Source organism: Flavobacterium sp. ENC (assembly GCF_020991415.1).
Lineage (GTDB): Bacteria > Bacteroidota > Bacteroidia > Flavobacteriales > Flavobacteriaceae > Flavobacterium.
In genome coordinates, this window is sequence record NZ_JAJMOY010000013.1 from 78,371 (window position 1) to 98,432 (window position 20,062).

22 protein-coding genes are annotated in these 20,062 nt (G+C 36.1%); 12 read left to right on the top strand and 10 right to left on the bottom strand.

The genetic code is table 11. The features are described 5' to 3' along the window. The first annotated feature begins 11 nt into the window (after positions 1-11). Genes LPB89_RS21070 through LPB89_RS21085 form a run of 4 tightly spaced genes read left to right on the top strand, consistent with a single transcriptional unit; the run spans position 12 to position 2,552 of the window. The gene (locus tag LPB89_RS21070; RefSeq protein ID WP_230703591.1) at positions 12-500 is read left to right on the top strand and encodes a hypothetical protein; all 489 of its coding nucleotides are present in this window, start codon (positions 12-14) and stop codon (positions 498-500) included. Beyond that, entirely contained in the window at positions 497-1,657 is a 1,161-nt protein-coding gene (gene purT, locus LPB89_RS21075; RefSeq protein WP_230703592.1) for a formate-dependent phosphoribosylglycinamide formyltransferase, read from the top strand. The genes LPB89_RS21070 and purT overlap by 4 nt, the downstream gene beginning before the upstream one ends. A 2-nt stretch (positions 1,658-1,659) precedes the next feature. After that, complete coding sequence (locus LPB89_RS21080; RefSeq protein ID WP_230703593.1) at positions 1,660-1,977, top strand: DUF6370 family protein; 318 nt, start codon at positions 1,660-1,662, stop codon at positions 1,975-1,977. Continuing rightward, positions 1,977-2,552, top strand: a complete 576-nt coding sequence (locus LPB89_RS21085; RefSeq protein ID WP_230703594.1) for a Crp/Fnr family transcriptional regulator — start codon at positions 1,977-1,979, stop codon at positions 2,550-2,552. Before LPB89_RS21080 ends, LPB89_RS21085 begins: the two co-directional genes overlap by 1 nt. Before the next feature lie 196 nt (positions 2,553-2,748). On the opposite strand, the gene aceA is transcribed toward LPB89_RS21085, so the two are convergent. Together aceA and aceB are read right to left on the bottom strand one after the other, a co-directional pair. Further along, positions 2,749-4,029 carry an isocitrate lyase gene (gene aceA, locus LPB89_RS21090; protein WP_127339335.1) on the bottom strand — a complete coding sequence of 427 codons (1,281 nt, stop codon included), beginning with the start codon at positions 4,027-4,029 and terminating at the stop codon, positions 2,749-2,751. Between the two features lie 356 nt (positions 4,030-4,385). Then, positions 4,386-5,987: a malate synthase A gene (gene aceB / locus LPB89_RS21095; RefSeq protein ID WP_230703595.1), complete on the bottom strand. Its 1,602-nt coding sequence runs from the start codon at positions 5,985-5,987 to the stop codon at positions 4,386-4,388. Positions 5,988-6,193: 206 nt separating this feature from the next. On the opposite strand from aceB, the gene LPB89_RS21100 reads away from it, so the two are divergent. The 4 genes from LPB89_RS21100 to LPB89_RS21115 all read left to right on the top strand — a co-directional run bounded on the left by LPB89_RS21100 (position 6,194) and on the right by LPB89_RS21115 (position 10,162). Further along, a complete protein-coding gene (locus LPB89_RS21100; protein ID WP_230703596.1) occupies positions 6,194-7,675 on the top strand; it encodes a helix-turn-helix domain-containing protein in 1,482 nt (493 codons plus the stop codon). A gap of 6 nt (positions 7,676-7,681) precedes the next feature. Continuing rightward, the gene (locus LPB89_RS21105; protein WP_230703597.1) at positions 7,682-8,041 is read left to right on the top strand and encodes a hypothetical protein; all 360 of its coding nucleotides are present in this window, start codon (positions 7,682-7,684) and stop codon (positions 8,039-8,041) included. Positions 8,042-8,480: 439 nt separating this feature from the next. Beyond that, positions 8,481-9,197: a pirin family protein gene (locus LPB89_RS21110; RefSeq protein WP_230703598.1), complete on the top strand. Its 717-nt coding sequence runs from the start codon at positions 8,481-8,483 to the stop codon at positions 9,195-9,197. Between the two features lie 431 nt (positions 9,198-9,628). Then, a complete protein-coding gene (locus LPB89_RS21115; RefSeq protein ID WP_127339330.1) occupies positions 9,629-10,162 on the top strand; it encodes a YceI family protein in 534 nt (177 codons plus the stop codon). A 698-nt stretch (positions 10,163-10,860) separates the two neighbouring features. Here the strand turns inward: LPB89_RS21115 and LPB89_RS21120 are convergent. Then, entirely contained in the window at positions 10,861-11,721 is an 861-nt protein-coding gene (locus LPB89_RS21120; RefSeq protein ID WP_230703599.1) for a helix-turn-helix transcriptional regulator, read from the bottom strand. A gap of 96 nt (positions 11,722-11,817) precedes the next feature. Here LPB89_RS21120 and LPB89_RS21125 point away from each other — a divergent pair, with 96 nt between their 5' ends. Beyond that, positions 11,818-12,180 (top strand): DUF983 domain-containing protein, encoded by a 363-nt coding sequence (locus tag LPB89_RS21125; protein ID WP_230703600.1) that lies wholly within the window; start codon positions 11,818-11,820, stop codon positions 12,178-12,180. A 70-nt stretch (positions 12,181-12,250) separates the two neighbouring features. Further along, a complete protein-coding gene (fabD, locus tag LPB89_RS21130) occupies positions 12,251-13,126 on the top strand; it encodes an ACP S-malonyltransferase (RefSeq protein WP_230703601.1) in 876 nt (291 codons plus the stop codon). Positions 13,127-13,214: 88 nt separating this feature from the next. Here fabD and LPB89_RS21135 read toward each other — a convergent pair whose 3' ends face one another. The 6 genes from LPB89_RS21135 to LPB89_RS21160 all read right to left on the bottom strand — a co-directional run bounded on the left by LPB89_RS21135 (position 13,215) and on the right by LPB89_RS21160 (position 17,423). Beyond that, entirely contained in the window at positions 13,215-13,541 is a 327-nt protein-coding gene (locus LPB89_RS21135) for a hypothetical protein (protein ID WP_230703602.1), read from the bottom strand. Continuing rightward, the gene (locus LPB89_RS21140) at positions 13,526-13,720 is read right to left on the bottom strand and encodes a hypothetical protein (protein WP_230703603.1); all 195 of its coding nucleotides are present in this window, start codon (positions 13,718-13,720) and stop codon (positions 13,526-13,528) included. Before LPB89_RS21140 ends, LPB89_RS21135 begins: the two co-directional genes overlap by 16 nt. A gap of 96 nt (positions 13,721-13,816) precedes the next feature. Beyond that, a complete protein-coding gene (locus tag LPB89_RS21145; protein WP_230703604.1) occupies positions 13,817-14,722 on the bottom strand; it encodes a DMT family transporter in 906 nt (301 codons plus the stop codon). A gap of 97 nt (positions 14,723-14,819) precedes the next feature. Further along, positions 14,820-15,833 carry a UDP-glucose 4-epimerase GalE gene (galE, locus tag LPB89_RS21150; RefSeq protein WP_230703605.1) on the bottom strand — a complete coding sequence of 338 codons (1,014 nt, stop codon included), beginning with the start codon at positions 15,831-15,833 and terminating at the stop codon, positions 14,820-14,822. Between the two features lie 14 nt (positions 15,834-15,847). After that, positions 15,848-16,288 carry a nuclear transport factor 2 family protein gene (locus LPB89_RS21155; RefSeq protein ID WP_230703606.1) on the bottom strand — a complete coding sequence of 147 codons (441 nt, stop codon included), beginning with the start codon at positions 16,286-16,288 and terminating at the stop codon, positions 15,848-15,850. A 1-nt stretch (position 16,289) separates the two neighbouring features. Further along, the gene (locus LPB89_RS21160) at positions 16,290-17,423 is read right to left on the bottom strand and encodes a DegT/DnrJ/EryC1/StrS aminotransferase family protein (protein ID WP_230703607.1); all 1,134 of its coding nucleotides are present in this window, start codon (positions 17,421-17,423) and stop codon (positions 16,290-16,292) included. A gap of 137 nt (positions 17,424-17,560) precedes the next feature. Between LPB89_RS21160 and LPB89_RS21165 the strand changes: the two genes are divergently transcribed. Together LPB89_RS21165 and LPB89_RS21170 are read left to right on the top strand one after the other, a co-directional pair. Next, on the top strand, positions 17,561-18,790 hold the full coding sequence (locus LPB89_RS21165) for a 3-deoxy-D-manno-octulosonic acid transferase (RefSeq protein WP_230703608.1): 1,230 nt from the start codon (positions 17,561-17,563) through the stop codon (positions 18,788-18,790). A 348-nt stretch (positions 18,791-19,138) separates the two neighbouring features. Further along, positions 19,139-19,351: a hypothetical protein gene (locus tag LPB89_RS21170; protein ID WP_127339320.1), complete on the top strand. Its 213-nt coding sequence runs from the start codon at positions 19,139-19,141 to the stop codon at positions 19,349-19,351. 230 nt (positions 19,352-19,581) lie between these two features. Here the strand turns inward: LPB89_RS21170 and LPB89_RS21175 are convergent, their stop codons facing one another. Further along, a complete protein-coding gene (locus tag LPB89_RS21175; RefSeq protein ID WP_230703609.1) occupies positions 19,582-19,956 on the bottom strand; it encodes a DUF1508 domain-containing protein in 375 nt (124 codons plus the stop codon). Positions 19,957-20,062: the final 106 nt, after the last annotated feature.

Sequence of the window (20,062 nt, forward strand, 5' to 3'; positions counted from 1 at the left end):
ACTAATTTTAAATGGAAACAAAAAACAGCATTACAAAACATGCAATTATTGCGGGACTTTTAGTATGTGCTATTTTTCCATTATTAATATTTTCAAAAAGCTCTTTTATTGATCTTTGCATTCAAATCTCCGACTTTGGCACCTTTTGGAATCCTCTCTTTTGGGGTATTATTTTCCCGATATTCATTGTTTTTCTTTTTTGGAAATCAGCCCAAAAAATCAGCCCTTCATTAAACCAAATCGGTTATTTTCAAGCTTGCTCTCAATTTTCATTTGGAGTAAGTTCAAAACTCATTGCAGCTCTTTTTGCTATTTATACAATTGGATTAGTTGTTAATGGATTATCTGTTGTATTAAAATCACAAATTCCCTATATAATTTTATTTTCAATACTGATGATATTATTTTTATCATTTGTATTAATGGTTTTAACTTTTATAAGCAGTTTAATAATTGTAAGAGCAAGCCAAAACACTCAAGCTTTAAATCAAACAAAATGAAAATACTACTCCTAGGTTCAGGCGAATTAGGCAAGGAATTTGTCATTGCCGCACAACGAATCGGACAAACCATAATCGCTGTTGACAGTTACGAAAATGCTCCCGCAATGCAGGTGGCCCACGGATTTGAAGTTATCAATATGCTGGACGGTGAAGCACTTGACCGAATCGTAGCCAAACACCAGCCCGACTTTATCGTTCCTGAAATAGAAGCCATTCGCACCGAACGTTTTTATGACTACGAAAAACAAGGCATTACCGTAGTTCCTTCTGCCAAAGCAGCCAACTTTACCATGAATCGCAAAGCCATTCGGGATTTAGCTGCCAAAGAATTGGGCCTAAAAACAGCTAAATATCAATATGCCACTTCAGCAGAAGAGTTACAAAAAGCCGTTCAGGAAGTTGGAATTCCCTGCGTGGTAAAACCTTTAATGTCTTCTTCCGGAAAAGGACAATCGACTATAAAAACTGAAGAAGATATTGAAAAAGCCTGGCAATATGCCGTTGCAGGTTCCCGCGGTGATGTTATTGAAGTTATCGTTGAAGCTTTTGTAGATTTCAATTCGGAGATTACACTTTTGACCATTGCCCAAAATAACAATCCAACACTTTTTTGCGCGCCAATCGGACACCGACAGGAACGAGGTGATTATCAGGAAAGCTGGCAGCCCGCTAAAGTTTCGGATAAGGATCTATACGAAGCACAGGATATGGCGGAAAAAATTACCGAAGCACTTGGAGGCGCAGGCCTTTTTGGTGTCGAATTTTTCCTTACCAATGAAGGCGTTTATTTCTCTGAACTTTCGCCCCGCCCGCACGATACGGGAATGGTAACTTTAGCCGGCACTCAGAATTTCAACGAATTCGAACTGCATTTACGTGCGATTTTAAGCTTGCCTATTTTCGAAATCACACTGGAAAAAGCCGGAGCAAGTGCCGTAATTTTAGCTTCTGAAGATTCTTCAAATCCTACTTTTAGCGGAATCGAAAAAGTAGCTGCTTTACCTAAAACCGATTTCAGGATTTTTGGAAAACCAACGTCAAGACCCTATCGCCGAATGGGTGTTGTATTAAGCCATGATTCATTGGCGACCCCAATTGAAGAAGTGACAGAGCGCGCCAAAACAACTTCAAAATTAATAACTGTAAACTCTTAAAGATGAAAAAAGTACTATTGATGTTATTCCTGTTTATCGGAATCGCAGCACAGGCCCAGGATAAAAAAACAACTGAAAAACCTCAAATTGTTGAAACCGCTTGTGGCGAATGCCAATTTGGAATGAAAGGCAACGGTTGTAATTTAGCCGTACGTATTGATGGAAAAGCCTATTTTGTTGACGGAACTACTATTGATGAGCATGGTGATGCACATGCAAAAGACGGTTTCTGCAATGCCATCCGCAAAGCTGAAGTTACCGGAAAAGTAGAAAACAATCGTTTTAAAGCGACATCATTCACTTTGGTAAAACAAAAATAATGGAGTTAATTCTTGAAAACATCGCCAAACATGTTTCACTGACACCTGAAGAACAAGCCCTGTTTTTATCAAAAACAGAAACGACTTTTTATAAAGCTAAAACTATTTTATTAAGTTCCGGCCAGGTCTGCAAACATTCGTATTTTGTCAATTCCGGAATTTTAAGAAGCTTCAACATCAACGATAATATTGTCGAACATGTTCTCGCCTTTTCCTGCGCCGGATGGTGGATGAGCGATATGTACAGTTTTTTTTCGCAAAAACCGGGACAGCTTTTTATAGAAGTTTTAGAAGATGCAGAAGTAGTTTCGCTTTCTAAAGAAAACCAGGAACAATTGTACCTTGAGATTCCAAAATTAGAACGTTTTTTCAGGATTTTAATCGAAAATTCCCTGGTGGCCAATCAACAGCGACTAATGGATAATTTAAGCTTGCCTGCCGAAGAACGCTTTGAGAAATTTTGCGCGAAATACGGAACACTGGTTCATAAAGTCCCTCAAAAACAAATCGCTTCATTTATTGGCGTTACACCTGAATTTTTCAGCAAAATGAAAGCCAGGCTTTTGAAAAAATAATTTTTTTTGCCACAGATTTCACGGATTAAACAGATTTTTTTGTTCGCCACGAATTACACGAATTTTCACAAATTTTTTTTAATTCCTTTGCTTCGTGAAAATTCGTGTAATTCGTTGCAACATTTTTTTAATCCTTTTAATCTGTGAAATCTGTGGCAAAAAAAAACACGGCCAAACAGCCGTGTTTTTTATTGAATTAAAATTGCTCCACCTCTGTAGAATGTTTCATTGCTGTTGTGGTTGATTTTCCTATGGTTACCGTGTTCTGAACGGCATCAAAATAAGAAGTTCCCACAAAAGCCTGGTGTTTAACGGCCCGGAATCCATTTTTTTGCAATGCAAATTCTCTTTCCTGCAATTCAGAATAACCTGCCATACCGCGCTCTTTATACGCTTTAGACAATTCGAACATGCTGGTATTCAACGCATGGAAACCAGCCAAAGTAATAAACTGGAATTTATAGCCCATGGCAGCCAGATCTTCCCTGAATGTTTCCATTTCAGCCACTGATAATTTTGCAGCCCAGTTAAAAGAAGGAGAACAATTGTAGGCCAGCATTTTATCCGGAAATTCTTTTTTCATGGCATCAGCAAACTTTTTCGCATACACCAAATCAGGATTACTGGTCTCCATCCAGATCAAATCAGCGTAAGGTGCGTAACTCAAACCTCTGGCGATTCCCTGATCGATACCGCTTTTTACATAAAAGAAACCTTCATTGGTTTTTTCACCGGTTATAAATTTAGCATCTCTCGGATCAGCATCACTGGTCAGTAAATTAGCGGCATCCGCATCGGTTCTTGCTACGATTAAAGTCGAAACACCCATTACATCTGCGGCCAAACGTGCTGCAATTAGTTTATTGATAGCTTCCTGAGTCGGCACCAAAACCTTCCCGCCTAAATGCCCGCATTTTTTAGCAGAACTTAACTGGTCTTCAAAGTGAACACCTGAAGCACCGGCTTCGATCATTGATTTCATTAATTCGAAAGCATTTAAATTCCCTCCAAAACCGGCTTCGGCATCAGCCACTATCGGAACCAGGTAATCTTTTTTATCCTCAACCTCATTTACCACCTGAATCTGATCAGCACGCAATAAGGCACTATTAATTTTTTTAACCACCATAGGCACACTGTTTACCGGATAAAGGGATTGATCCGGATACATTTCTCCAGCCAGATTTGCATCGGCCGCAACCTGCCACCCACTCAAATAAATTGCTTCTAAACCGGCATCGACTTCCTGAATCGCCTGATTTCCGGTTAAGGCTCCCAAACCAGCAACATAATCCTGACTTTTTAACTTTCTCCATAATTTCTCTGCTCCCATTTTGGCAATAGAATGCTCAATTTTATAAGAACCCTGAAGCGTAATCACTTCTGTTGCTGTATAAGGCCGCTCAACACCTTTCCATCTTGGGTTCGTAATCCAATCGTTAATCAATTCCTGAATTCTGTCTTCTGTTGTTTTCATAAATAATATAGTTAAGTTGGTTAGTAAGTAAAAGTTTTTAATCGCAGTTTTAGTCGCAGTCTCAGTTTTCAGTTTTGAACTGAGACTCAGAAAAACATAAATTGGTATTCTGACACATAACTGCTGGTTTTCTTTTTGTAATTTTTATTTATTCTTGTTTTTATCTGCCCGATCAGCTGAATCTGCGTGTTACTGATTTTTTTCCGCAGATTTAGCAGATCAGGCGGATCCTATCCAGAATTGCGATTATGTAATATTTAACAACAGACTCGGCGTTTTTTACATTAAAAATCTGCGTTATCTGCTAAATCTGCGTGAAAAAATATTTTAATTTTTAATTCCAAATTTTTAATTATCTAAAGGTATTTGTAACACGGAATGGTCAAAAAATCCACAAAATCAGGATTTACCACTAATCTTTCGAGTACTTTTTCAGCCAGAGGAAATTGTCTTTTTTCGTAATTCTCTTCGCCTAATTCCGTTTTTATTTTATTGAATTCATCCAAAGCCAATTCGTGATAATACGCCAGATTAAGCTGTTTGTCATTATCCAGCACCATTTTATTCTGAAGCCATTGCCACAATTGGGATCTTGAAATTTCGGCAGTGGCCGCATCTTCCATCAAATTATGCAACGCCGCCGCACCTTGGCCGTTCAGCCATGAAGCCAGATATAAAACACCAACATTGATGTTTTTACGAACGCCGTTTTCCGTTATGATTCCGATTGGCGGTTCAATCAAATCTGCTTCTGTAATTTTTCGATGCTCTCTTTTAATATGAATTTGATTTGGGGTTGGCATTCCTCTATCAAAAATTTCTTTTGCTATGGCAACCAAATCCGGATGCGCTACCCAGGTTCCGTCGTGACCGTTGCGAACCTCGCGCTCTTTATCGGTTTTCACTTTGGCAAAAGCAACAGCATTGGCTTCTTCGTTATTTTTAATCGGAATTTGTGCTGCCATTCCGCCTATCGCATGAATTCCACGTTTATGGCATCTCTGAATCACCAGATTGGAATAAGCATTCATAAAAGGCGAGGTCATATTTACCTGATCGCGATCCGGCACGATGAACTTCGGATTTCTGCGGAATTTTTTGATGTAGGAAAAAATATAATCCCAACGCCCACAATTCAATCCAACGATATGCTCTTTCAATTCATAAATAATCTCATCTAACTGAAAACTGGCCGTTATGGTTTCTATTAAAACCGTCACTTTTATGGTGCCTCTTTTTAATTCCAAATAATCTTCGGTAAAATCAATTACCGTGTTCCACCAGCGCGCTTCCAGGTAATGTTCTAGTTTCGGAATGTAGAAATACGGCCCGGAGTTATTCTCCAATAATTGTTTGTGGTTATGAAAAACATACAATCCAAAATCGACCAATGAACCCGAAACTTCTTTTCCTTCCATTAAAAGATGTTTTTCATTCAAATGCAATCCTCTTGGGCGAACGATTAATGTCGCGATTCTTTCATTTAACTGATAACTTTTATTTTTGGCGGGATCTGTATAAGAAATTGTCTTTTTTACGGCATCAATTAAATTCATTTGTCCTTCCATCAAATTTTGCCAGGTCGGAGAAGTACTGTCTTCAAAATCGGCCATGAACGTTTTCGCTCCGGAATTCAATGCATTGATGATCATTTTGCGATCCACCGGTCCTGTAATCTCCACTCTTCTGTCAAGCAGGTCCTTCGGAATTTCTCCAGCTGTCCAATTACTTTCCCTGACGTTTTTGGTTTCTGAAGGAAAAGAAGGCATGACGCCCTGATCAAACAAAACTTGTTTTTGATCGCGCTGCAACAACAATAATTTTCGTTGTGATTCGAATTTTCGATGCAAATCGGTTATAAAAACAATTGCTTCTTCTGTCCAGATCGCTGGATAAGAAAGGTTCTCTCCGGCCAAAAATTCCATTGCCGTTCCGGTAATCTCTAATTGTTTTTTCATAGCTGTGAATTTAATTTTCTATTCATTAAATATCTTTTGATTCATCTATTAATGCCTTTAGAGGCATTCACTTTAAAATGAATTATATATCTAATAATTTCTACACCACAATATTAGAAAAAAGTTTTTTACAAAACAAGCGAACGTTCGCTAAATTATAAAAATAATTTTTTGGCGATTATTTTTTAAATAGCTATATTTGAATTATGGATATCGAAAAAGACTATATAAAGCTGATCTTCGGGTTAAAACTGAAGCAAGTCCGCACCCACAAAAACCTTTCTCTTTTTGGCCTGGCCAAATTGACAAATCTTTCAAAATCGTACTTAAACGAAATTGAAAAGGGAAAAAAATATCCGAAAACAGATAAAATTTTGCTTTTGTGCGAACATCTGGATGTTCCTTACGACCAGATGGTGTCTTTAAAACTCGATAATAACCTTGCGCCGATCGGAGAAATTTTGAAGTCCGGCATTTTGAAAGAAATTCCACTAGAACTTTTTGGCATTCAGGAAGCGGATTTGATTGATATTATTGCCAATGCACCTGCCAAAGTCAATGCTTTTATCAGTACTATCATTGAAATCGCACAGCATTATAATCTAAGTCGCGAAAGCTTCTTTTTAGCCGCATTACGTTCCTATCAGGAAGCGCACAGCAATTATTTTGAAGATTTGGAAAATCAGGTTATCGATTTTTCAAAATCCTTCCAGATTAATTTAGAGTCTAAAATCACTATTGAAGAATTAGAAGCAATTCTAAAAGAAGAATACGACTATACCATCAAAGAAATTGCCTTTACCGACCAGGAAGCTTTAGAAGATTTACGTTCTATTTATGTCCCGAAAAGCAAAACATTATTACTTTCAACAGAAATCGACCATCCGCAGAAAGCTTTTATCCTGGCAAAAGAAATCGCTTATAATTACTTGAAAATTTCAGACCGTTTATTGACTTTCAGCTGGATTAAATTTGAAAACTTCGATCAGGTTTTACATAATTTTTATGCCTCCTATTTTGCCGGCGCTTTATTATTACCCAGACAGTCTGTAGTAAATAAAATCAATGATTTTTTACAAAATGAAAAACCAAATCCGGAAGAATTTGTAGCATTGATCGAAAGTTTTGAAGTTTCCCCGGAATCCTTTTACCAGAGATTAACCAATTTATTGCCCAAAGATTTTCATTTGAAAAACTTATTCTTTTTAAGAATGTCTCACCGAATTGGCTCCGATGTATATCAAATCAAAAAAGAATTACACATCACCAACCAGCAGGAACCGCACGCAAATGAAACCAATGAGCACTATTGCAGAAGATGGGTTTCGGTAAAAACGATAGACGAAGCCATCAGGCAAAACAAACCTCATTTTTTTGATGCTCAGATTTCCAGTTATGTACATAGTGGAAATGAGTATTTAGTCTTTTCCTCGGCAACAAAAGACCCTTTTGTAGAAAACAATATTAGAAGCATTTCTGTTGGAATTCTGATTACCCCAACAATGAAAAAGAAATTTAAATTCATTGAAGCAAAACCTCTTATTAAACGAATTGTTGGTGTTACGTGTGAAACTTGCTCCGTGAAAGATTGTTTGGAAAGAGCTGCTCCTCCAATTGCCCTGGAAATGAAAAAACGCCATGACAACACGGATTTCGTGGTACAGCAGTTTATTAATCAATACAGTTAGAAAATTATGAAATATTTATCTCTAATAATAACGCTGCTTTTTATCAGCTTAAACCAGACAACAGACAAACTTACCGGACGCTATAGTTATTTAATAGAAGAAAACAATTTGTACATCCAAAAAGATAAAATTACTTTTAAGGATAGTGTTTTTGTGTTTGACAACAAATATTTGCCAAAAGGAAAAATTTCGTATGGCAACAAAATACTATTAGACAATTTCATAAATACTGATTTAATTATAAGCATTTCAAAAGATCAGATCAAAAAAGATACTATTCTGTTTTATATACATGATAAGAAAAGTCCGGCTGCAAATTATCTTGATGAAATAGCCGGAAAAGGGAAATTGATTAGGATTAAATAATTCAGGTTTTTTACTTTCAAATAATGATTCAGCACAATCTTGTCATCTCGACGAAGGAGACATCAAGCCGGAATTTCGGATCCAACAATCACCAATCTTCGTCGAGATGACAAACTAAATGGCAAAACCTTTGCACCTCTGCAACTTTAAACCTTTGCATCTTTGCACCTTTGCACCTTCTTATAAAAAATAAAACTTATAATTTAGCCCCGATAGAAGTGGAAATCCTTTTGCGCCGTCCCGATAGCTATCGGGAGGCGCAAAAGATTGAAACGGATAGCGGGACCAGACGTCTTTTGAAAACCAAAATTTGTGCTTCAAAAAAAACCTTAAAATCTTAGCCCCTTAAAACCTCAGAATCTTTTCTTAATCTACATTAAGTGCTTTTCTTCGATGTTGGTCGTAAATTTGTACCATAAAATAACAAAACACACAGATCATGGAAAATATAGTAGTACATAAAGCGGAAACCAGAGGAAATGCAAATCACGGATGGCTTAACGCTTATCACAGTTTTAGTTTTGCAAGCTGGTACAATCCGGACAGAATTCAGTTTGGGGCACTTCGCGTTTTGAACGATGATACCATTGCCGGAGGAATGGGTTTTGGAACGCATCCTCATGATAATATGGAAATTATTACGATTCCGTTGGAGGGCGATTTAGCACACAAAGACAGCATGGGAAATACTGAGATCATCAAAAATGGTGATATTCAGGTAATGAGTGCCGGAACCGGAGTTCAGCATAGTGAGTTCAATCCAAATGCAGACCAACAGACTAAATTATTGCAAATCTGGCTGTTTCCAAACAAAAGAAATGTAGCGCCGCGTTACCAGCAAATCACGCTGAATGTTGCTGACAGACATAATAAACTTTCTCAGATTTTATCTCCAAATGCAGACGACGAAGGAGTTTGGATTCATCAGGATGCCTGGTTCAATATGGGGAATTTTGACTCCGGAGTAGCAGCTGAATACAAAATTAAAAAAGAAGGAAACGGCGTTTACGCTTTTGTTCTAAAAGGAAACGTAACCATCAACGGTCAGGAATTAAACACTCGTGATGCAGTTGGAATTTCAGGAACAGACCTTTTAAACATACAGGCAAACACGGATGCGGAATTTTTATTGATGGATATTCCGATGAACTATTAATTCATAAACAACACATACTTTTTTTCAGGAAACGATAATACATCTGCTTGTCAGATTGTTATCGTTTCTCTTTTTTACAGCTTTCACGAAATTACCCTGAGACTTTGAAAAAGGTCATTACATTTAAAAAGAGACAGAATGAAAAAGGTCTCTCGCAGATTTTGCAGATGGAGCAGATTTTTATTCATTGCCTGAGTTCAGATACACTTTTAAAAAAAAATCTGATATGTGAAGATTATTATAATTACACTATAAAATAGATCTGCTCCATCTGCAAAATCTGCGGGAAACAAAGGCTATTCTCAATCCTGAAGAAATAAAGCGTAAAGATTCTATTTGCATTTCTTAATCTAGGTTAAGTGCCTTTCGATTACTACCAGCGTAACTTTGTCCTATCAAAATGAAATTATTATTATTTAAAAAATAAAATTATGGCAACTACAAAATGGGCAATTGACCCAACACATTCAGAAATTGGTTTTAAAGTTAAACACATGATGTTTACAAATGTTTCAGGAAAATTTGGAACTTACGATGCAACAATTACTACAGAAGATAATGACTTCGAAAATGCTGCAATCGAATTTTCAGGCGATATCGCTTCTATCGACACTGCAAATGCAGACAGAGACGGGCATTTAAGAAGCGCTGATTTTTTTGACGCTGAGAACAACCCTAAATTAACTTTCAAATCTACTTCCTTCAAAAAAATTGATGCGGGAGATTATGAAATCACCGGAGACTTAACTATAAAAGGTGTTTCTAAATCTGTGACATTTCCGGTAGACTTCAGCGGAATCATGACTGATCCATGGGGAAATACAAAAGTTGGTTTAAGCATTGAAGGAAAAATCAACCGTAAAGACTGGGGATTAAACTGGAACTCTGCTCTTGAAACCGGTGGTGTTTTGGTTGGAGAAGAAGTAAAACTGAACATTGAATTGCAATTTGCTAAACAAGCATAATCAGAATATTAGGTTTTAATTTGGTTGGTTAAAAGCCTGTACTTTTTAGAAAGTGCAGGCTTTTGTTTAAAAAAGGGCTTCGACTCCGCTCAGCCTGACATACGGATTATTTCTAATCAATACGATTGTCACCCTGAGCGAAGTCGAAGGCTTTTGTTTTTTAGTTTGCCACGAATTGCACGAATTAGCACGAATTGATATTTTTATCGAAAATTTACGAAGAAAATCAATCCCTTCTAACAAAGGGCTTCGACTCCGCTCAGCCTGACAAATTTTGGGTTTTCAGTCGCAGTCGCAGTTTTTGGTGTCACCCTGAGCGGAGTCGAAGGCTTTTATTTTTTTTGGGTTTGCCACGAATTGCACGAATTAGCACGAATTGATATTTTTATCGAAAATTTACGAAGAAAACCAATCCCTTCTAACAAAAAGGGCTTCGACTCCGCTTAGCCTGACAAATTTTGGGTTTTCAGTCGCAGTCGCAGTTTTTGGTGTCACCCTGAACGAAGTCGAAGGCTTTTATTTTTTTGCGTTTGCCACGAATTGCACGAATTAGCACGAATTGATATTTTTATCGAAACATTTACAGAGAAAACCAATCCCTTCTACCAAAGGGCTGCGACTCCGCTTAGCCTGACAAATTTTGGGTTTTCAGTCGCAGTCGCAGTTTTTGGTGTCACCCTGAGCGGAGTCGAAGGTTTTTATTTTATATTTCTAAACTCCGTTGGCGACATTCCTGTCTGTTTTTTGAAGACTCTGGAGAAATAAGAATAATCTTCGTAACCCACTTTGTACGCGATTTCATTTACAGCTAACTGCTTATCGGTCAGCATTCGTTTTATTTCGAGGATTACACGATCCATAATAACTTCTGTGGCTGTTTTTTGTAAAATTTCATTACAAATTCTGCTCAGATGCTTTAAGGTAATATGCAATTGCTCTGCATAAAAAGAGGGCAGTTTCTGAGTTTTAAAATGTTGTTCTAAAAGGATTTCAAATGCGCTGATCTTAATATTATAGGAATGTGTCTGATGAGAATAGGTCTCATTGTATTTTCGTGCAATTTCAATGTGAATGCAGTCTAACAAATTCAACATTGTATCTAACTGATATTTATTCTCCTGACTGTTTTCCTGAGTCAGTAAATCAAAGTATGGCAAAATTTTAGAGAATTCATCTGTTTCAAAAACCACTTCAGGTCTATTCAAAATAGAATTATAAAAGTTATAATCATTAATTTTTTTCTGCCCGAAATAGAGATTATAAAGTTCCTGTGAAAAGATAATTACAAAACCTTCAATATTATCAGACAAATTCCAATGATGCATTTGCCCGGGCTGCAAAACGAATAAGCTTCCTTTTTTTATTTCAAAACGATCAAAATCAATTTCGTGAATTCCCGAACCATTTGTAAAAAAAACCATTAAATAGGAATCGTGCCGATGCGGCTCTTCGATAAAGCTGTGTTTTTTTAGATGTTCCTTAAAAGTATTCACATAAAAATCACGATGAATATCGTTACAACTAAAATTCCGGACGCTGTAAATTGGATATTTTTTCATAACAAATGTCTTTATTGTGCTATAATCAGCGAAGATATAAAAAAGACTTTTAATAGATTCTGAAATACCTTTGTATAAATAAAAAAGAACAAAGACATGTCAACTACACTAGTCCATATTTTGAAAAATGAATGTCCGAATTGTCACAAGGGAAAAGTTTTTAAAGACAAAAATATATTCCTGAATATCGGCTTTCCAAAAATGAATGAATACTGCAGTCATTGTAATTATAAGTTCCAAAAAGAACCGGGTTATTTTTTTGGTGCCATGTATGTAAACTACGGATTAACAGTTGCACAGGGGATTGCTACTTATTGCGTGGCACAGTTCTTTTTCGAAAAAACATTCGATTTGAGAATTATCCCGATTATTGCTGCTGTAATTATCTGTTTGTCATTTTTCAATCTCCGATTTTCAAGATTATTATGGATTTACATGTTTAAGGATTATACGAGCTAAAAAAATACTATTTTTGCCTTTCAATTGAAACTAATTTCAATTCAGAAAAATTCAACTTTAAATTAGAGAAATGAAAGCATACGTATTTCCGGGTCAGGGTGCACAGTTTACAGGAATGGGCAAAGACTTATATGAAACATCGGCTTTAGCCAAAGAACTATTCGAAAAAGCCAATGAAATTTTAGGTTTTAGAATTACAGATATTATGTTTGAAGGCACTGCCGAAGAACTAAAAGAAACAAAAGTTACACAGCCGGCAGTTTTTTTACATTCGGTTATTTTAGCCAAAACTTTAGGCGAAGATTTTAAACCGGAAATGGTTGCAGGACATTCTTTAGGAGAATTTTCAGCATTGGTTGCCAACGGAACCTTGTCTTTTGAAGACGGCCTTAAATTAGTTTCCCAACGTGCTTTAGCGATGCAGAAAGCCTGTGAAATTACTCCATCTACCATGGCTGCGGTTTTAGGTTTAGCGGACAATGTTGTGGAAGAAGTTTGTGCTTCTATTGACGGGGTTGTGGTTGCGGCCAATTACAACTGTCCTGGCCAATTGGTCATTTCAGGAGAAACCGGTGCTGTTGAAAAAGCCTGCGAAGCCATGAAAGCTGCCGGAGCAAAACGAGCTTTGATTTTACCTGTCGGAGGAGCTTTTCACTCTCCAATGATGGAACCTGCAAGAGAAGAACTGGCTGCAGCCATTGAAGCAACTACATTCTCTGCTCCAATTTGTCCAGTGTATCAGAATGTAACGGCAAACGCTGTCTCTGATGCAAACGAAATCAAAAAGAACTTAATTACACAATTGACAGCTCCGGTAAAATGGACACAATCTGTACAACAAATGATTGCTGACGGCGCCACTTTGTTTACTGAAGTCGGACCAGGAAAAGTTTTAGCAGGTCTGATTAACAAAATTGACAAGGAAGCTGTTACTGCGAACGCTTAATTTCTAGTATTCAGTCGCAGTTTTTAGTTTTCACTGAAAAGCTATACACAAAACAAAACCTCATAAATTTGATTTATGAGGTTTTGTTTTATAGTTCTTTAGCTTCTTTGCAATAATTATTTGTAATTCCGGTAATCAGGTAATTTTTATCTCTTTTTTCGAAGAATATGTACCAGGTTGTTTTGGAACTGGATTTATAAAAAATATAATTTGAACCTAAATATCGTAGTGTTTCAGGGGTTTTCTTGTGAGGAGCTTTTTTAATTCTTTCCGGAACAGCATCGTAAATATTAGAGACATATTCTTCTGCAGATTCAATAAAACCAAAATATTCTTTTTTATATAGCGTAATAATTAAATCATCAAGATATAGAATAACGCCTGATGTAAAAACAACTTCTATTTCCCCCACCACTCTCTTATCCTTCTAATTGATTCTTCTTTTGCCTGCTCAGGTGTTAAACCTTTTGCAAATTCGGCATCAAAATCAAAAGTATCAGGGTCAATACCCTTAAATTTTGGTTTCTGAACTTCGTATTCTACTGCAGGTTCTTCTACCTTATTATTTTTCTGCTTTTCATTCTTCTCGTTCATAATCCAAATCTTTAGATCACGAATTTACGATAATTTCGTTAAATCAAAAAAATCCCAATGATCATTGATTATTGGGATTTTAAAGGGATAAAATGTCTAGGAAATATTCTTCTCTTTCTTTTTATAATTAATAATGAAAACGCCTAAAATAATAAGTACCGTCGCGATGATAAAATCGACTGTAATTTTCTCCTTTAAAAGCAGCCACCCTAAAAAAACAGCAATAATCGTATTGACATACGACAGAATAGAAACCTGTACTGCCGTAACATGTTTTAAAGCATAATTATAACAGAAAAACGCAATTACTGATCCGAAAACAGATAAATACAAGGAAGCAAAAATACTTCTTGAACTCCATGAGCTTACATCCGGATTTGGTGAAAAAATAAAAGCCAAAACAAGCTGAATGCAGGATGCCATTGTAAATTGATAAAACAAATTGAGCGCAATATTATTCGATTTATAAGCATGCGTTTTTGTATAAATCGTTCCGGCTGCCCAGGCCAAAATAGCCAGCATCATAAATATCACACCAATTTTATAATCGGCATCTAAAAAGGAATGAAGTCCGTCTTTGAATATAAAAACAACACCCGAAAATCCGACAACTACACCTGCAAACCCCTTCGAACTTGCTTTTTGCAATCCGAAAAAAATACTTCCTATAAATATAAGTATGGGTGACATGGCACTTATAACAGATGCTAATCCACTTGGTAAACTCTGCTCCGCAATTGTGGTAAACCCGTTGGCAATAACAATCATTAATACCGACGGAACAAGCTGGTGTTTTAAATTTTTCCAGCCAATCCATTTCAGTTCTTTTTTAAACAATAAAATGATCATTACGATCAATCCTGCCAATCCCTGACGTATAGAAGTTACAAACCATGGCGGAATTGTTTCTACCGCAACCCTAATTCCTAAAAAGGTAGTGCCCCAAACAATGCCAACGGCTGTTAAGGCAAAAATTAATTTATAATCTAAACTTTTTTTCATAATAATTAAATGCCTTTTTTTAAAATAAAAAATCCCAAACTATACTACTATAATTCGGGATTTTTTGTTTGCAGTAAAGATGCACTGCTGTGAATCTCTACGATCGTACTTTTTGTTCCCATTTCCAGGCGCTTGCCATTGCTTCGTCTAATGTTAATTGTGCCTTCCAGCCCAGAACATTATTTGCTTTATCTGTATTAGCGTAAGCCTCTGTGATATCACCTTCCCGGCGCGGCATAATTTTATAAGGTAATTTGGTGTTACTCACTTTTTCAAAACTGTTGATTACTTCCAGAACAGAACTTCCTTTTCCGGTTCCTAAATTAAAAGTCTCGACTTTAGCCAGATTCTTTTTATTCAACAGACGCTGCAACGCAATAACGTGCGCTTTTGCTAAGTCTACAACGTGAATGTAATCACGAACTGCAGTTCCGTCCGGAGTTGGATAGTCATTTCCGAAAACCGACAATTCCTTACGCAATCCCATTCCGGTTTGTGTAATAAAAGGAACCAGGTTTTGAGGAACTCCTAATGGTAACTCTCCAATTTCCGTACTTGAATGCGCACCAACCGGATTAAAATAACGCAATAAAATAGCGCTTATATTAGTAACTTTCGCAGTATCGGTAATAATTTCTTCCCCAATCTGCTTGGTATTTCCGTAAGGGGACATTGCAGCCTGAATCGGCGCATCTTCCGTAATTGGCATTTTTTCAGCCTGACCATACACCGTACAAGACGAACTGAAAATAAAACTGGCCTCTGGCTTTTCCTGCAATTGCTGTAATAAATATACTAAAGTGCCAATGTTGTTTTCGTAATACAGTAAGGGATTTTCAACACTTTCACCCACTGCTTTCGAAGCCGCAAAATGAATAACTCCGGTAACATCATCATGTTTTTTAAAGAAATCCTGAACTGCTGTTTTTTCCCGTAAATCTATTTTTTCAAACAACGGGAGTTTTCCGGTAATTCTTTCAATTCCTTTTAAAACATCTTCTGTAGCATTAGAAAGGTCATCAATTATCACAACTTCAAAGCCTTCATTTTGCAATTCGACTACGGTATGTGAACCAATAAATCCTAATCCTCCTGTTACTAATACTTTCATTTTTTGGTTGTTTTTTATGTAGTTAATTTATATGCCTGTCTGGCAATAAGAATCCAGTTGTTTTTTTGCTTTTGCCAGACAAGCATTATTCCGATTTTAATATCTCTGTCAATTCCGTCATCTTTAGTGTGAGCCGACAAAACATGTTTTACTATAGCAACATTATCCTGAATAGTTATGGTTTGGTTCTGAAACTCGATAGTTACGAAATTAGATTTCCCGCTTACTATTCCGTCTATAAATTCTGTCTGGTTTTGAAAATTGCCATTCGAATGAACGTAATTCAGCTTTTCAGAAGTTAATGCTTTTAATTTCGCTCCGTCAGCATCAATCATTGCCTGACGCAAAATTTCAACCTGATGAGCAACAATGACTTCTTCTTTAGCATTCGGTTTTTGAGCAAAAGCCGAAAACTGAACAAGGACCATCAAAATTAAAAACCGGACACTTCTCATCTTATTTATTCAAAAATTCCAAAACAGCCCCTGTAATAAATTCAATCTGCTCATCGTCAAGTTCGGTATGCATTGGCAAGGCAATTACTTCTTTTACCAATTGGTTGGTTACAGGAAATTGTTCTTCCTTATAACGAACATCTGCATAAGCCTTTTGTGAATGCAGTGGAATTGGATAATAAATCGCACATGGGATTGCTTTATCCAGCAAATGCTGCATTAGCGCATTACGATCTGCATCAACAATTCTTAAAACATACTGGTGAAAAACATGATCATTTTCATTTGGATCAAATTCCGGTGTTATAATATTTTTATGACCTGCAAAAGCGGCATTATATTTTGTTGCTGCCAAACGGCGTGCCTCATTGTATTGATCCAGAAAAGGTAATTTTGCATTTAAAACTCCTGCCTGGATACTATCCAAACGTGAGTTTACCCCCACCACATCGTGATGGTAACGTTCGTACATTCCATGATTTACGATTCCGCGGATAATGTGTGCCAGCTTATCATCATTGGTGAAAATTGCTCCGCCATCTCCATAACAGCCCAAGTTTTTAGATGGAAAAAAGGAAGTTGCAGCCACATGGCCTATAACGCCCACTTTGCTTTTGGTTCCTGATTTAGAAATATAATCAGCGCCGATTGCCTGTGCATTATCTTCGATTACATATAAATTATGCGCTGCGGCAATTTCCATAATCGCATCCATATTAGCTGCACGACCGAATAAATGTACCGGAACAATTGCTTTTGTTTTTGGTGTGATTGCTTTTTTTATCGCTTCAATATCAATGTTCATATTAGTAACATCAACGTCTACCAAAACGGGAGTTAATTGTAACAAAGCAATTACTTCTACAGTAGCTGCAAAGGTAAAATCAGCAGTAATAACCTCATCACCCGGCTTTAAGTCAAGGCCCATCATTGCGATCTGCAAAGCATCTGTACCATTGGCACAAGGGATCACGTGTTTCGCTCCTAAATAGTTTTCAAGATTTTTTTGAAACTGCTGAACCAATGGTCCGTTTATATAAGTATTTGTATCTAAAACTTCCTGAATTGAAGCATCAACCGTTGTTTTTATTTTTTCGTATTGACTCTTTAAGTCAACCATTTGAATTTTTTTCATTTATCTTTCTTTATTTTAAAACTTAAGATTTGTTTTCGGAATTCAATCTTCAAAACGAAGCACAAAAATAGTTATTTAATACCTTCAAACAATGAAAATAATCGAAAGAAACGTATTTTAGCACCAAAATTACACACATGCTTTTTCTATACAATTTAGTCGTTTATCTTGCTGCCTTTTTTCTTAAAATTGTCGCGCTGTTTAGTCCGAAAATCAAGCTCTTTATAAACGGGAGAAAAAATGTTTTTACCATTTTGGAAGAAAAAATAAAACCTGAAGACAAAACCATCTGGTTTCATGCCGCCTCACTTGGAGAGTATGAACAAGGTTTGCCGGTTATCGAAAAAATAAAAGAAAAACATCCTTCACACAAAATCATTGTTACCTTTTTTTCCCCTTCAGGATACGAAGTACGTAAAAACAATACCGTAGCAGATGTGACCCTATACCTGCCTTTAGACACCAAAAGCAATGCTAAACGTTTTTTAAAATTAGCACATCCCGAACTGGCATTTTTTATTAAATATGAATTTTGGCTTAATTATTTAAAAGAACTTAAAAAAAACGAAACACCCACTTATCTGATTTCCGGAATTTTCAGGGATAACCAGATGTTCTTTAAGTGGTATGGCGGATTTTACCGAAAAGCACTGAAGACCTTCACTTATTTCTTTGTGCAAAACGAAAGTTCAAAACAAAAAATCGAAGCGATTGGATTTCACAATGTAATTGTTTCCGGCGATACCCGTTTCGACCGTGTCAATGCCATCTTGGAAAGAGACAATACTCTTGATTTTATTGAAAACTTCAAAAATAACCAGACTACGATTGTTATTGGCAGTTCGTGGCCAAAAGACGAAGTTTTACTGGCTGAATACATCAATCAGGCGCCGGAGAATATAAAGTTCATTATTGCCCCGCATAACATAAAAACAGATCAGATTGCAAGTCTGAAATCCCAAATCACGAAATCAAGTATTTTGTTTTCCGAAAAAGAAAAAATCGATTTATCTGATTATAATGTCTTTATCATTGATACCGTTGGCTTACTGACCAAAATCTATAGCTACGGAACGATAGCTTATGTTGGAGGCGGTTTTGGAAATCCGGGCATCCATAACATCTTAGAACCTGCTACTTTTGGAATTCCAATTGTAATAGGCCCGAATTACTCGAATTTTGCCGAAGCCGTACAACTGGCAGAACTTGGAGGCTGCACTGTTATTAACAACAAAGAGGAGCTTAAACTACATCTTGATCGCTTAATTTCAGATCCGATTTTTTTTAAGGAAAAATCTCAAATTTGCAAGTCGTTTATTCAGGACAACAAAGGAGCAACAAACACCATCATGAAAACCGTTTTTTAACAACTCGAAATAACAAAAGACGGGTTTTGAGTCGTAAATAATAAAAAAGTTGCTCAAATGAGCTTATTTAAGCTTTTAAAGCCTGCACAATAATCAATAAAAAGCAAAACAAACCACTGGTAAGAGAATCAAAAAAGCCAATTTTCTTATTGAATATTCAACAAAAAATAATTTATACGAAAAATACAATAATATAACATAATTTTAGCATTTTGGCATATTGTTTGATAAGTAAGATATTCGTGAGCAATGAAAATATTTTAAAAAAAAAATAAAAAAATATTTTACATATTAAAAAATTTATATCTTTGCCACGAATTAATAATTAACCTTTTATAATAAAGTAAGATGAAAAAAGTATTTTTAAGTTTAGCTGTTGTTGCTGTTTTAACTGTTGTATCTTGTAAAAAAGCTGATGCTCCAGCTACTGAAGCTGTAGATTCTACTGCAGTTACTGTTGATTCTGCTGCTGCTGTAGTTGATTCTGCTGCTGCAACTGTTGATTCTGCTGCTGCTAAAGTTGACTCTGCTGCTGCTAAAGTAGAAGAAGTAAAAAAATAATTAGAACCTAAGTTCTAAAAATTTTAAAACCATCCTAGAGATGGTTTTTTTTTGCTCTAAATTTAAAAAAATCCAATATAATTTAAAAAAAATCCAATATAAAAAAAATCCAAATTCCAACAATACAAATTGTATTACCGGAATTTGGAATTTCAAACTTATTATTTTTACAAAACAACCAACTACAAGCTATTGGAATTTGGAATTTCAAGTATTGGATTTTCTTTTTTTTATTCCATTTCATCTTCAACCACTTCTTCATCTTCAAAAATCGATTCACTGGACGAGAAATCCAAAATCTCCGACCGTGAAGCATAAGTGACAATTTCTTTGATTCCTTTCTGCAAAAGCAATTCTGTCGTGTATTTACGGCTTGTTGCAAAATGAAGCTCCCCCAGCATCAATTTAAAAAAGTATTTTCCTCCGGAGCCCTTAAATTTTAAGAAACTTGCCTGATCTATACTCAATTTAAATTTTTCAATATCTTCCTCACATTCAAACTTCAACTCATAACTCAAACTTGTAAAAATCACTTTTCCTTTCCTGGAAGTAAAAACAAATTTATATTCATCATTAAATCTTTTACTGATTACAAAGGCGCCCATTTAGAATTGTTGATTTTAGATTGTTGATTTTAGCCCCGATAGCGATCGGGCAGATTCTTAGATTCTTAGATTCTTAGATTCTTAGATTCTTAGATTCTTAGATTCT